General features: G+C 38.9%; 13 protein-coding genes. 10 read left to right on the top strand and 3 right to left on the bottom strand.

The window, feature by feature from the left end; genetic code table 11:
• The 6 genes from Q1R07_RS10135 to Q1R07_RS10110 form a co-directional block, all read left to right on the top strand.
• The coding region (locus Q1R07_RS10135) for a DUF255 domain-containing protein (RefSeq protein ID WP_300489447.1) at positions 1-520 on the top strand (520 nt) is incomplete at its 5' end.
• 329 nt (positions 521-849) lie between these two features.
• Entirely contained in the window at positions 850-3,225 is a 2,376-nt protein-coding gene (locus tag Q1R07_RS10130; RefSeq protein ID WP_300489444.1) for a TonB-dependent receptor, read from the top strand.
• A 152-nt stretch (positions 3,226-3,377) separates the two neighbouring features.
• On the top strand, positions 3,378-3,788 hold the full coding sequence (locus Q1R07_RS10125; protein ID WP_300489441.1) for a BrxA/BrxB family bacilliredoxin: 411 nt from the start codon (positions 3,378-3,380) through the stop codon (positions 3,786-3,788).
• An 88-nt stretch (positions 3,789-3,876) separates the two neighbouring features.
• Entirely contained in the window at positions 3,877-4,611 is a 735-nt protein-coding gene (locus Q1R07_RS10120; RefSeq protein WP_300489457.1) for a lysophospholipid acyltransferase family protein, read from the top strand.
• A gap of 4 nt (positions 4,612-4,615) precedes the next feature.
• Entirely contained in the window at positions 4,616-5,605 is a 990-nt protein-coding gene (locus Q1R07_RS10115) for an acyl-ACP desaturase (protein ID WP_300489438.1), read from the top strand.
• Positions 5,606-5,657: 52 nt separating this feature from the next.
• Complete coding sequence (locus Q1R07_RS10110; RefSeq protein ID WP_300489435.1) at positions 5,658-6,305, top strand: HD domain-containing protein; 648 nt, start codon at positions 5,658-5,660, stop codon at positions 6,303-6,305.
• Here Q1R07_RS10110 and Q1R07_RS10105 read toward each other — a convergent pair whose 3' ends face one another.
• Positions 6,306-7,796: a hypothetical protein gene (locus Q1R07_RS10105; protein WP_300489433.1), complete on the bottom strand. Its 1,491-nt coding sequence runs from the start codon at positions 7,794-7,796 to the stop codon at positions 6,306-6,308. It lies immediately after the preceding gene.
• Positions 7,797-7,992: 196 nt separating this feature from the next.
• On the opposite strand from Q1R07_RS10105, the gene yiaA reads away from it, so the two are divergent.
• The 4 genes from yiaA to Q1R07_RS10085 all read left to right on the top strand — a co-directional run bounded on the left by yiaA (position 7,993) and on the right by Q1R07_RS10085 (position 12,232).
• Positions 7,993-8,388 (top strand): inner membrane protein YiaA, encoded by a 396-nt coding sequence (yiaA, locus tag Q1R07_RS10100; protein ID WP_300489454.1) that lies wholly within the window; start codon positions 7,993-7,995, stop codon positions 8,386-8,388.
• A 63-nt stretch (positions 8,389-8,451) separates the two neighbouring features.
• A complete protein-coding gene (locus Q1R07_RS10095) occupies positions 8,452-9,729 on the top strand; it encodes a DUF2157 domain-containing protein (protein WP_300489431.1) in 1,278 nt (425 codons plus the stop codon).
• Complete coding sequence (locus tag Q1R07_RS10090; RefSeq protein ID WP_300489429.1) at positions 9,726-10,283, top strand: GDYXXLXY domain-containing protein; 558 nt, start codon at positions 9,726-9,728, stop codon at positions 10,281-10,283. Before Q1R07_RS10095 ends, Q1R07_RS10090 begins: the two co-directional genes overlap by 4 nt.
• A 119-nt stretch (positions 10,284-10,402) precedes the next feature.
• Positions 10,403-12,232: an enterotoxin A family protein gene (locus tag Q1R07_RS10085; RefSeq protein WP_300489426.1), complete on the top strand. Its 1,830-nt coding sequence runs from the start codon at positions 10,403-10,405 to the stop codon at positions 12,230-12,232.
• Positions 12,233-12,294: 62 nt separating this feature from the next.
• Here the strand turns inward: Q1R07_RS10085 and Q1R07_RS10080 are convergent, their stop codons facing one another.
• The gene (locus Q1R07_RS10080) at positions 12,295-13,077 is read right to left on the bottom strand and encodes an enoyl-CoA hydratase-related protein (RefSeq protein WP_300489423.1); all 783 of its coding nucleotides are present in this window, start codon (positions 13,075-13,077) and stop codon (positions 12,295-12,297) included.
• A 10-nt stretch (positions 13,078-13,087) separates the two neighbouring features.
• Positions 13,088-14,506 (bottom strand): ATP-binding protein, encoded by a 1,419-nt coding sequence (locus tag Q1R07_RS10075; protein WP_300489453.1) that lies wholly within the window; start codon positions 14,504-14,506, stop codon positions 13,088-13,090.
• Between the last annotated feature and the right edge of the window lie 24 nt (positions 14,507-14,530).

The following is a 14,530-nucleotide window of genomic DNA, read 5'->3' as shown; positions in this document are numbered from 1 at the left end:
ACGGACCAAACCAAGGCATTCGCGGTTTCCTTGGATTGCGCTATACTTTAAAATAATGAAAAAGGCAGTTTTGTTTTTATTTGTTTTCTTTTGGGTGATTCCTTCCGGATTTGCCCAATTGAAAACCTATACTTTTGAAGAAGCCGAAAAACAGGCTAAGATAAATCCGAAACCGTATTTTGCTTTTATCCATACTTCCTGGTGTAAGTATTGCCAGATGATGCAAAAAACGACATTCAAAAATCCGGAAATCATTTCGCTTTTAAACGATCAATTCTATTTTATTGATTTTGATGCTGAAAGTAAGACTACTGTTGTATTCCACGATAAAGTCTTCCCTTTTCGGGCTTCCGGATATCATGACCTGGCTTATGAACTCGGACGCATCGATGATCAGCAACTTTCTTTTCCGGTTTCCTGTATTTTAAATCGCAACTATGAAATACTCTTTCAGGTAAGCCTCTTTTTAAACAGCAACGAATTAAAAACGGTTCTAAATGAGACGCTTCGAAAGCAATAGCTTGTTTTTAATTCCTCTCATTTTTTCACAAAATGTACAATATTTTTGTTTTATTTTTTTAAATGTTAAAAACAAAACATTTTACAACAACTACTCCTTTCTTTTCCTAATATCTCCAAATGACCAATCAATCACTATATTATTCTGAAAACACCTGTTAAAAAAAACATTTTTCAACAATCTAAGATCAGAAAAACAAATTTCAAAACAACACTCAAAACACTGAAAAACAACAAATTAAATCATTAAAAATATACACCGCTATCTTTTTTTATGTTTTACAAAAGACTTAATTTTGCACAACTTTTATTAAGTCTAAATAATACAACATGAAATTTTTATCTATTCTACTCCTTAGTTTTTTTTTCAGCCTGACCACATTAGCACAAAACGGCACATTAAAAGGAACTGTAACCGACGAGAATAACAATCTGGTAGCACACGCCAACGTTATTATCGCAGAAAGCAACCAATCAACCATTACCGATACTTCCGGTAATTATGAATTCACCAATCTGACCTACGGTAAATACACCCTTAAAATTACCAGTCTGTCTTATAAAACGGAAGTCATCATCGTTACCATCGATAAACCAAGTACTACGGTAAACTTCAAGTTAAAAGTGAACGAACAAATGCTGGACGAAGTGGAAGTCTTTGGAAAGCGAAACAAACAACCGGAAAAACTTCAGGCTTTAACGCGATTACCGTTAAAACCCAGCGAACAAATCCAGAGTATTTCGATCATCTCCTCCAAACTAATCGAACAACAAGGAAACCTAACGATTTCCGATGCAACCAAAAACGTACCGGGTGTATACACTTTTGCGACGTATGGTAATAAAAGAGAAAGTATGTCATCCCGTGGTTTCCGTGGAATTCCGATTCTGAAAAACGGTGTTCGGGTGAACTCCGATTTCCGTGGTGTTGGCATTTTAACCGATGCCAGTGGTATCGATAATATCCAGGTATTAAAAGGAACCGCAGCCATTACACAAGGTGTTGCAACCGATTTGGGAAGTCCGGGTGGTGTGATCAATATCGTTACGAAGACACCAAAATTCCACTCAGGCGGAGAGGTTTCTCTTCGCGGGGGAAGCTGGGGTTTGTTCCGCCCTACCTTTGATGTATACGGTCCTATCGATGATAACGAAAAAATCGCATTCCGTGTGAACGGTGCTTACGAAAGAGGCGATAGCTATAGAAGTATGATTTCCAACGAACGACTGTATTTTAACCCGTCATTACAATGGAAAGCTAACGATAAAACCACGATTACCGTAGAAATGGATTATCTGGATGATAGTCGGACTCCCGATTTAGGAACCGTTAATCTGGCCGGAAACGATGTAAATGCTATTTATGATTTACCGCACGATAAATTCCTGGGATTCAAATCCGATCGTGTTTCGACTAAAAATGCCACCTATACGATTCGCGTTGACCGAAAATTAAATGATACTTTTTCATTACGTGCGGCTTACTTTAAATCGGATCTGGCACTTGACGATACCGGGGCAAGCCTGTCACAACTGGCATCAAGCTTTAATGAGCGCAAACGTTCCATCAGCAACAGTACACGAAAAGACGTAAACGATGTATTGCAACTGGATTTAGTCGGGCAGGACGTACAAACCGGTTTTCTAAAACATACGTTCCAGGCCGGTATGGATTATTCCAGCAGTAGCGTTTCGACAACCAATTCCAAATCGGTTGTGATTGATACCATTAATGTTTTCGGATCGATTCCGAATAATTACCCGACTCCAAACAGTGTATTGCCTTTTGGCAGCTCCGAAGATTCCAAAACAAGAGCAATGGGCTTATTGGTTCAGGATATGATGACGTGGAACAAATGGTTAAAAACATTTGTCGGATTGCGCTATAGCAGTGTCGAAATCACCAAATCAAGTGCCGTGGGAACACAACGCAATGATGCCTGGAATCCATTGGCAGGTCTTATCATTTCCCCTACGCGAAACATTAACCTTTTTGGCTCTTATACCAATAGTTCCAACCCAAGAAGTGCCACTTTATTAAGTAAGGATGGCGAAGAACTGGGTAACGAAAGATGGGATCAGTTTGAAGCCGGTTTTAAAACGACCTGGATTAACGACCGACTTCGTTTTAATCTGACCTTATTTAAGATCAACAACAAAGACATGAACCTTCCGGTTTACGATGAAAACTGGGTAGCCACCGGCTATTATCAAAAAGGAGGTAATGACGAGCGTAAAGGTATCGAAGTGGAATTATCCGGAAGAATTCTGGAAAATCTTGAAGTGATCACCGGTTACTCCTATATTGATGCCCAATACAAAGAACATACGGCTTATGTTTATAATTCATCGCCATTAAATACACCAAAGCATACTTTTAATGCCTGGGCTAACTATACGTTTACCGGAAATTTAAAAGGGCTTTCACTGGGTGCCGGAGCCTACTATACCGGAAAAAGACCGATGAACGACTGGTCGGCCGGAGCGGTTACCCATGAGGGGATTGTTCCCGGTCAAAAACCGTTCGACATCGATGCTTATATGAATGTAAACGTACAGGCCGCTTATAAATTCGACCAGCATTGGGGTGTTCGTTTGTTTATCAACAATATCTTTAACGAGATTGGTTATAATGCCTATCGAACATCGTTTATCAATCAAACCGATCCGAGAAACATTTCCGGTATGCTTACGTACCGCTTTTAATTACATAGGTTACGATAAAGGTCCCTTGTGGACCTTTATTTTTTCAGTCCAAATGGCCCGGAATACAATAACAAATCTTTATGAATCGGATGATTCTGAAATACGGTAAAACTTTGTAACTTTGTACACTAAACATCATAAAAAGAATTGTTATGTATCCAGAAGAAATGGTAAAACCAATGCGTGCTGAATTATCAGACGTTGGTTTTCAGGAATTATATAGTGCCCAAGATGTAGAAAACGCCCTTTCGAAAGAAGGAACTACCTTGGTAGTGGTCAATTCGGTTTGCGGTTGTGCGGCTCGAAATGCACGTCCGGGAGCTCGAATGAGCCTTGATAACGGTAAGAAACCAGATCAGTTGATCACTGTTTTTGCAGGTGTGGATAAAGATGCGGTTGATGCAGCACGTCAGCACATGTTCCCATTCCCTCCTTCATCGCCAAGTATGGCTTTGTTTAAAAACGGAGAATTGGTTCATATGTTGGAGCGTCACCATATCGAAGGTCGCCCTGCAGAGATGATTGCCGAAAATCTAAAAGACGCTTATAACGAATACTGTTAATTTTGTTATATAAAATAATAGAAACCACGTTAAAGCGTGGTTTTTTTATTTATTGATTATTTATCTTTGCGCGAAATAGCCACCAATGATGCAAAAAATAGTTTCTTATCCGTTATCCGTTATTTACTATCTGTGTTTCGGGTTATGTCTGGTGATTTTTCATCCGATCCAATGGATCTGCCTGAATGTTTTTGGCTATCAGGCGCATAAGAAAAGTGTGGATTACCTGAATTTTCTGTTAACCAAGTGTACCAATCTCCTTGGAACCACTTATACCTTTGAACACCGCGAACGCATTCCGAAAAATGTTCCGGTGATTTTTGTAGCCAATCACCAGAGCATGTACGATATTATCGGGATTATCTGGTACCTGCGCCGTTCCCATCCTAAATTTGTGAGTAAAAAAGAATTAGGCCGCGGAATTCCAAGCGTTTCATACAATTTAAGACACGGTGGCTCCGTTCTTATAGATAGAAAAGATCCGAAGCAAGCCTTGCCAACTATTAAAGGTCTGGCAGAATATATTGAACAACATCACCGTTCGGCAGTAATTTTCCCGGAAGGAACCCGAAGCAAAACCGGCGCTCCGAAAAAATTCTCCGAAAACGGTTTGAAAATTTTATGCAAATATGCCCCATCGGCCTATATCGTTCCGATATCGATCAATAACTCCTGGAAAATGGCCCGTTTTGGACTTTTCCCGGTTGGATTGGGCAACCCTTTAAATTTCACTATTCACGAACCCTTTGCAGTAAAAGACTATTCCTTCGCGGAAATCATGGAAAAGACCGAAAATGCAGTGGTTCAGGGAATAAAACACTAAGATTATGTCAATAAAAAATGTACGTCTGGAAGTGATGCAATTTCTGGAAAAGAACATCGACAGTTTTGTCGAGCAATATCTGTTGCCAATAGAAAAAATATGGCAGCCAACAGATCTATTGCCCAATTCCGAAAAAGAATCCTTTCTTGATGAAGTAACCGAATTACGCGAAATCGCAAAAGAATTACCTTATGATTTTTGGGTAGTTCTGGTTGGCGATACCATTACCGAAGAAGCACTTCCCACTTACGAATCCTGGTTGATGGATGTGGAAGGTGTGTCACAACACCCGGACAACGGATGGTCCAAATGGATCCGTCAATGGACAGGTGAAGAAAACCGACACGGCGACTTACTAAACAAGTATTTATACCTTTCCGGACGTGTTAATATGCGTGAAGTGGAAATCACCACACAACATTTAATTACCGATGGTTTTGATCCGGGAACCGACCGTGATCCGTATAAAAACTTTGTGTTTACAAGCTTTCAGGAATTAGCAACTTATGTATCGCACAACCGTGTGGCACAAATTGCTAAAAAGTTTGGTGATCATAAACTTTCTAAAATCTGTAAAATGATTGCCGGAGACGAAATGCGTCACCACCATGCTTACAGTGAGTTTGTAAACCGTATTTTTAAAGTGGACCCAAGCGAAATGATGATGGCTTTCCACTATATGATGAAGCAAAAAATCACGATGCCGGCACATCTGATCCGCGAATCGGGTGAACGAATCGGTAGTGCTTTCGAACAGTTTTCAGAATCTGCACAACGTATCGGTGTATATACTGCTATGGATTATGTGGATATTTTGCAAAAATTAATCGACAAATGGGAAATCGATAAAATTTCCGGGTTGAACGATGAAGCCGAAAAAGCCCGTGACTATTTAATGAAATTACCGGCTCGAATGACACGTATCGCCGAAAGGATGGTCGTGTCTCAGGAACCTCATATTTTTAAATGGGTACAACCGGCTATTATAAAATAATATAACCTATCAAAAATCCTTTCGCAACCGGAAGGATTTTTAAATTATACCGATGATGAGTTTAATTGACAACACTATCCTTTTTGTAAAAAAACAACTTGAAAATGCCGAAGGTGGACACGATTGGTTCCATATCGAACGGGTTTACAAAAACGCCTTATTAATCGCTCAGGGTGAAAACTGCGATCTTACCGTGGTAAAACTCGGTGCACTCCTTCATGATGTGGCCGACAGTAAGTTTCACAATGGCGACGAAACCGTTGGCCCAAAAATGGCACGTGCTTTTCTGGAAAGTGAAAACACACCGGAAGAAACGATACAGCATGTGATCAACATTATTGAAAACATCTCGTTTAAAGGCGGAAATTTCGATCGCAAGTTCCATTCGAAAGAACTCGATATAGTTCAGGACGCCGACCGACTGGATGCTATTGGTGCCATCGGAATTGCCCGTGCGTTTAATTACGGTGGTTTTAAAAACAGAACCTTACACAATCCGAATATTCCGGTAAACCTCAATATGTCGAAAGAGGAATACAAAAAAACGGAAGCGCCGACGATCAATCATTTTTACGAAAAATTATTGTTATTAAAAGATCGTATGAATACCGAAACCGGTAAAAAAATTGCCCTGGAACGCCATCATTATATGGAAGGTTTTCTGGCGCAGTTTTATGCCGAATGGGACGGAGAGAAATAATCAACTTTCGCGAACCAATTGTAGCGTGACCGTATAAATATCCGTTTTTTCAATCTTTGCTTTTAACCAGGCGTAAAAACTCATTACAAAGATATCTTCCTTACGGTATGATTTCCATTGAAAAGCATTTTTAACCTGGTTTTTAAATGTCAAAGACGCAAAGCTTTCGGGCGCGTCCAGGTATTTTTCTACCAACAAAAGAAATACATGGACGCGTTCTTCTTTAATTTCCAACAGGTATTTCTTATACCGCCTTTTAAAACTATTTAACCGGGACTGTACATAATCCAGATTTTTTAATTCAACATGTAATAAAATTTCGATCAGGTTCTTTTTGATCGTCCATTCCATACCCTGCTTGCTTTCATACCAGGTGTCGGTATGGTTAAAGTTTTTAAAGATTTGCTGTACCCGATTCAGATTAAGCTGTTGAAAGTTGAACACCGCCAGACTTAACTGCAAATCCAGTATTTCAGAAATATCCACTCCTTTATGTGTTTTCAAAACACTTTCTGCCCGTGCAATTGCAGCTACTGCATTTCCGGAATAATTATCCGTAAGACATCGCAATAATTGGAGTCGGCAGTAAAATCGTTCAAAATAGACCTTGTCCTGTTTTTGCATTGTCATTTCCATCTTATCCAGATATGTCGCTGCTTCGGCAAATTTTTTATTCCTAAAAAGCATGTTGGCAATAAAATACAGTATCTGAATATGATAAAACAAATGCCGGTCTGCCTGCTCCTGTTTGGACTCAATAAAAAGGTAACTTTTGCTTACAAAGCGTTCGATTTGATAATAATCGTTAAGAAGCGCAGCATATTCATTGGCAATAAAAAGGATTTGATACAGCGATTTAAACGTTAGAATTTCTTTTAGCGAGATATTAAATTGTTCGATGGTTGACTGGATTGTTTTCTGAAAATCGAAAGCCACTGTGCCGCGTTTGATTTTTGACAATTCCTGCCGTAATAATGCATAACCCAGGTTGAGTTGTTCCTCCTGCAAAAACTTCTTCTGATTTCGCTGGTATTTTTCAACCAGTTCCGAAAAAACAATTTTATTGTCCAGATGTGCGTATTCGATGCCAATATGATAGATTTCATTCAGCAGATTAAAATGTTCTCCTTTTACCGCTTTTTCTTCTGCTTTTCGCAACGTCTTAAATGCCGGTTTGTACTGTTTATGTTCGAAAAAAGCTTTGCTTGCAATAAGCAATTTTAAAATCATCTTTTCATCCGAAGTATCATTTTCAAAACGTTTGTTTGCTATAAATGCGATAAGGTTATCATACAAACGCTTGCGAAGCGCATACAATGCCGGCTTGTTTTTATAATCAATGTTTTTTTCTATGATATCATCAGTTTTTAAAAGCGTAAAAAGCTGAATATTATGCGTATCATGTCTTTTATTTTGCTTTTTAAGAAAGAGTATAAATTCTTCTTTTTCAGTACTTGAAAGTATATTTATAATTCCGGAAACAGAATTCATATCGATTGTTTATTTATCTAAATAAAGATATTAAAATCATTTTTATATCGTCATTTTTTATTAAAAATTGATTTTTAAAGCATTATTTTTTATAGGAATTTTGACCCAACAAAAAACAAAATAAATTATGGAAGATTTTAAAACAACAACCCCTGACGAACCCGTTTCTAAAAATCGGAACAACCCGAAAACCGGGATGCAAAAACCCAGTAACGCTTTTGTAGGCGCTTCATGGGGCGTACTCCTAATTGGTGTTACCGCTTTTTGTATCGGCTTGTCCAATGCAACGATGCAATTAAATGAAAAAGGGTATTATTTTACTTTACTGTTATTTGGTTTATTTTCCGTGATTTCGGTTCAGAAAAGCGTACGGGATAAAATGGAAGGCATTCCGGTTACGGAAATCTATTATGGAATTAGTTGGTTTTCGACTATTGCATCCATCACTTTATTGGTTATCGGTTTATGGAATGCCAGTCTGGAATTAAGTGAAAAAGGCTTTTATGGTATGGCATTCGTATTAAGTTTATTTGCCGCTATCACGGTTCAGAAAAATACCCGTGACATAAAACAGGCCAATAGTAATAACTAAACTGTTTTTCTTTTGCGCTTTTTTTAGATTAAAAAACGTATTTTAGTGGTAAATCATCCCGTTATGAGTTCGAAAATTGTCAAAGAATTACCCAAATTAGTTGATGCCCAAATCATCAGTCCGGAAACGGCAAAGGCTATCGAGCACTACTACCGTAATAGTCCGGATACAAAATCGAACAGTCTGTTAACCATTTTTGGTGTATTGGGTGCGATTCTGATCGGCTTGGGAATCATTCTGATTTTTGCACATAACTGGGACGATTTCCCTAAAACCGCTAAAGTTACGCTGGCCTTTCTTCCGCTTGTGATTTGTCAGTTTTTTACCGGTTATACCATCGTAAAACAAAAAAGTACCGTCTGGAAAGAAGTCACCGGAACCTTTTTATTTTTTGCCATTGGCGCCACAATTGCCCTGATCAGTCAGATTTATAATATTCCGGGAAATCTGGGAAGTTTCCTGCTTACCTGGATATTGCTGTCTGTCCCGGTTCTTTATATTTTAAATTCGAATAGTCTGGCGTTATTGCATCTGATTTTCGCCACTTATTATGGCGTGGAAGCCGGCTATGGCAAATCCGATTACCCTTGGTTATACCTATTGCTTATCGTATTGTTTTTACCGCATTATTACCGGCTTTGCAAACAACATCTCAAGGGAAATATCACATCGGTTTTTCATTGGTTGCTTCCGTTTAGCATTACCATTATGCTGGGCGCCTTTTTTAGCGGAACCTCGCGTTTGGGCTTTCTGATTTACATTTCCTTGTTCGGATTATTTTTCAATATCGGTAAGCTTTCTTTTTTTGAAGAACAGCGTTTTATCAAAAATGGCTACCTTATTTTAGGTGTCCTAGGAACCAGTATTTTATCCCTGATTCTGAGTTCAAAATGGTTTTGGCTGGAATTTTACCGAACCAATCATTCCAATACCAGCGATCTGGTGCTACTGTTATCATTACAGATTACCGCTCTTATTCTGATGATCCGTTATTTTCAAAAAAAGAAAAAAGATATCCGACAGTTCAATGGTTTTCAAGTGTTATTCCTGGTTTTTAACCTGATCTTTCTATTGGGAATGACCAATAACCTTATCGGAATGATTTTAACCAACATTGTGGTTTTATTAATGGGTGCTTTACTGATCAAAAATGGTTCGCAACAATCCGATTTCACCATACTCAATTATGGTTTGGTGATAATTGCCGTACTGATCATCTGTCGCTTTTTTGATACCAATATTTCTTTTGTCATCCGGGGTTTACTATTTATTGCTGTCGGTGTCGGATTTTTCTACGCGAATTATATTTTATTACAGAAAACAAAAAATAACAGGTCATGAAAACAAAACAGCTTTTACTCCTTTTTGGAATCGTTGCCCTGATACAACTTGCTGTTCCGGCTTCCATGATCTGGGATAACCAGCAAACCATCGAAAAAGGTACGGCCTATAAATTTAAAACCGCTCCGGTAGATCCAAACAATCCGTTTGTTGGAAAATATATCGCCCTACAATATACATTGGAATCCTTTCCATCTAAAGATTCGACCTGGGAAAGTGGCGATCCTGTTTATATTTATCTCACTAAAGATACGGATGGATTTGCCGCTATTAAAAAAGCCGTTAAAGCCAAGGATAAAAATAGTACCGATGATTTTGTTGTGGCTAAAGTAAATTATGCTTTCGATGGAAATGTTCACTTTTCGTTTCCCTTTAACACCTATTATATGGAAGAAAGCAAAGCTTACGATGCCGAAGTAGCTTACCGGGAGCAGGTACGCGATACTGCTTCCTATCCTACGTATGCTCTTGTCTCTGTAAAAGACGGAAAAGCGGTATTATCTGATGTGATCATCAAAAACATACCGATAAAAGAATACGTTCGCAAAAAGTAAACCCCTAAAAACCCAACAAAGAACTTTTAAGATCGAACTAGGACTTTTACTCCCGAAAAATGATTTTTTTCTCATTTTTTCAGAATTTGTAGATCGTATAATCTATAAATTTTCGTCTTATGAAACATTTCTATCTTTTATTTATTATTGCAATTTTAAGTTCTTGTTCGGATTTTGAGATGGATGAAAAATTCTTATCCAATACACCTACGAATAAAAATCGCGATGACAATATCTCAATTGATGATTTATTGGGAATTTGGGAAGGAACCGATTCAATGGGAAACCTTGCTGTTTTTACTGTTGACAACGTCTCTTATCATTTAGCATTTAAAAGCACCATTACCATGGTTTCTGCCAAGGATGTTGATATACCTCCTACTATTTCGCATAAATTGGAACCTGGAAGACGGGATAGAAGGCAAGATTTTCTGGATTACGGTTATCATTATGAAAAGCCTTTAACTTTTCACAATCCAAAAGTTCAGATTTATGCAAATATATTATCTGGAAAAATAAATTCTATAGAGTATGACGGCGATATGTTTTATGCCCGATATGTTAAAAATGCTGTAATCAGGGATATATCCGGAACATTATATCCGGAAGACAGCAAATTATATATAACCCTTACTACGGGACCTCGTCTCACAGCCAGTGCATACACCGATTTTATTCTTACAAAAAGAGACCAAAAACAGACCAATCTCAACAGACCTGAAAGAGATGTTATAAATCCTCCTAATACTGTTTACCGGAGAGACACCAGAGATCCTTCCGATATCTTTGCAAATGGCTTTAGCCCAAGAGGACAAAACAATGATCTGATTGCCCACGTGTCCGGAATATCGTTATACCAGCAGGGTGTAGCTCCAAGTGGATGGGTATCCACTTCTTCTTCTTTAAATTGGGCTACAAATCCTTCTCAACCTATGCCCAATGAGGAGTTCTGGTTATATGTTATTACTCCTACCTCAAATGCCTATGGTGTTATACCCTCATTTCAACATTTTGCAGACAATACTATAAATAGCAGTATAAGAGCCAGTGTTAATCAGTTGATTACTTTATTCCGGACACAACAGGAATGGGCCTTTTTAGGCAACATTCCCAGCAGTAACATTAGAAGAGCTGTTCGGTATCATTTTCAAGGTGGTAGCTATCGCCAGATGGAAGTACGGGAAAATCCAAACTATAACCGAAACGTTATTCCTTCCGGAAATCCGCATCCTTATACAATATTTACTAACCTTCCCGGATTCACAAACCAGTTTTTCCGCGCAGAAAGCAGAAATCCAGAGGACATAGAGGAATCTAGAGGAATTATCGGAGATAACTATAACGATCAGACCTATCTGACCTGGGGAGAAAATGTAGACCAAATGAGTTTATACCAACATTCCAGATCTGAGACGAGGGATTCTTATGGTTACGTAAGCATTAATAACTCTCTTGAAAGGGCTTATATGGAGGGAAACCGGTTATTTAGTCGTCAGCAGACTTCTTATATTTATGTAATTGCTCAGGCTCCTAATATTTTTTATACTTCTAATATCCTTGGACAATTCAGAAACAGAGAAAATCAATTTTCTGTCATGGGCGGCATCCCTATAAGTCAGATTATAGGATGGTATACCGTTGTAAACGGATCTATTTCCGGACCAATGACTCCAAATCCAAATTACAGAGAAAATCAATTTTCCGGCCTTCACATTGTTGATGGCGCTGCGGGTTATCCCTATGCCGGATTCCCATTGGGCCACAGAGCATGGCTGGAAAGTCCCTGGAGAAATTTTGCTCCTGAATATTGTAAAAGATGGGATCGTTATCCCGACCTTAAAAGAGATGCTGCATTATCATGGTGCGAATATAATACCAATCTAAGATCAAAAGCTAAATTTAAAGAGCTTAAAGCCCGACTATATTCGAAATCTCCTAATCCACGTTAATCTTTATATGTGAAAAGCCCTTGCCAACTAGTTGGCAAGGGCTTTCTCTTTATTCTCTTAATCTATTTTCCCGGAAATTCGGCTTTTCTTTTTTCTAAGAAAGCTGTCGTTCCTTCTTTAAAATCTTCGGTTCCGAAACATTCTCCGAAAGCCCGGATCTCCGTATGGTATCCATTTACACCTTCTTCAAATCCTGCATTTACCGATTGGATCGCTTTTCCGATCGCTACACTGGAATTTTTAGTGATTTTGGTTGCTATATTTTTAGCCAGATCCAGTAATTCCGCTTGTGGTACCACATGGTTCACCAATCCGTAGCTTAATGCTGTTGGCGCATCGATCATACCTGCTGTCATGATCATTTCCATAGCACGTCCTTTTCCAATTAATTGTGGCAAACGTTGTGTTCCACCATAGCCCGGGATTACACCCAAAGATACTTCCGGAAGTCCCATTTTGGCATTGTCGGAAGCAATACGGAAATGAGCCGACATTGCCAGTTCCAATCCACCGCCTAAAGCAAATCCGTTTACTGCAGCAATAACCGGGGTTTCCAGATTCTGAACAAAATCGAAAAGCATTTCCTGTCCTTGTGCGGCCAGTCTTCCACCTTCTTTAATTGAAAAATTAGCAAATTCCGAAATATCCGCTCCGGCAACAAATGCTTTGTCACCACTACCGGTGATGATGATTACTTTTATCGATCGATCCTCATTTTCGGATTTAAAAGCTTTGTGTAATTCTTCTATTGTCGCCTTATTAAGGGCGTTTAACTTCGTAGGACGGTTGATCGTGATTAGCGCGATACCGTTTTCTCTTTCAATTAAAATGTTCTCGTAATTCATAATCTGATGTTTAGGTGTTTATGATTGGTAATGTTACCAAAAACACGGTTCCTTTTCCATCTTCACTCTGGAAAGTAATGGTCCCGTGATAATTCTCCACAATATTCTTAATAATCCCCAATCCCAATCCCATACCACTGGTTTTGGTTGTGAATTTTGGTTCGAAAATACGATTTTTATGCGCCATACTTATGCCTACCCCATTGTCTTTAACAATAATTTTAGCATTGTCGTTCTCTTTGTAAACCTTTACTTCAACTTTTGGCTCCGGTTCGGTTTCCGGAATCGCCTGTATCGCATTCTTAACCAGATTCGTAATAATACGTATTAACTGTGTCCGGTCGATTTTTGTAATAATTTCTTCCTGTTCCGCTTCAAAATAAATATAATATTCATTGAAAATCTCCAGTGCCAGTCGGACAACTTTTACCACATCGAGCGTTTCATTTTGCTGTGCCGGCATCGATGCAAAGTTGGAAAAAGCCGACGCTACCGAACTCATCGTATCGATTTGCTGGATTAATGTTTTCGAATAATCATCCACTTTCTGATTCACATTGGGGTCGTTCGGATCAAATTTACGTTGAAAACTCTGAACCGTAAGCCGCATCGGTGTTAGTGGGTTTTTAATTTCATGCGCCACCTGTTTGGCCATTTCACGCCAGGCTTGTTCCCGTTCGCTTTGCGCCAGTTTTTCGGCACTTTCTTCCAGTTTATCCACCATTCCGTTGTAGGCCGTGATCAGGGAAATAATCTCTTTACTACTGGAGGCTTCTATTGGTATTTTTTCGTTTTTCTTATTAAAACGGGTGTCAAAAATTCGTTCACTAATCGCCTGTAAGGATTTGGTGATATAGCTCGACAGGAAATACGCCAGCATAATGGAGGTGAGCAACATAAAAAAGTAAACCTGCCCAAAACGGATCAGGAAGTTTTTCACCTCATTTTCGTAAAAACTGGTTTCCTCCGGATACGGTAAATTCAGAATACCCAACGGCTTGAATTTGGTATCTTTCAGATAACTATAGGACGAACGGTACCGTTGCCCGTCTATCTGTCGCAAGTCGACAAAACGTTTGCTTGTTGACGATTGTATGATTTTTAAAATGATTGGCGATATGGGACGCGCCAGACTATCGATCGAAAAGTTTCCTTTGGACGAAATCAGCAGGTTTCCTTTCAGATCGTGGATATTGATTTCCAGCGCATGGATATTGGCCAATTCCTGGATTTTGTCTTTAAAAATTAACGGCAGGTTTTCCGTTGTTAGCGGATAGGTTGTCGTAGAAAGGATATAATTGATGTGCTGCGTAATCGCATCTTCTTTCCGTTCCAATCGGTCCTGATGGTAAATCCGGGCTTCTTTTCGGAACTGATAAATCGAGACGGTAGCGATCAAAACCGACGCAATCAGCGTAAGACAAATCATCGAGAAAAAAATCCGGACTTGTAA

This window comes from Flavobacterium sp., from assembly GCF_030146175.1.
GTDB lineage: Bacteria > Bacteroidota > Bacteroidia > Flavobacteriales > Flavobacteriaceae > Flavobacterium.
The sequence above is the reverse complement of the archived record's forward strand: the minus strand, read 5'-3'. Positions and strand labels throughout refer to the sequence as shown.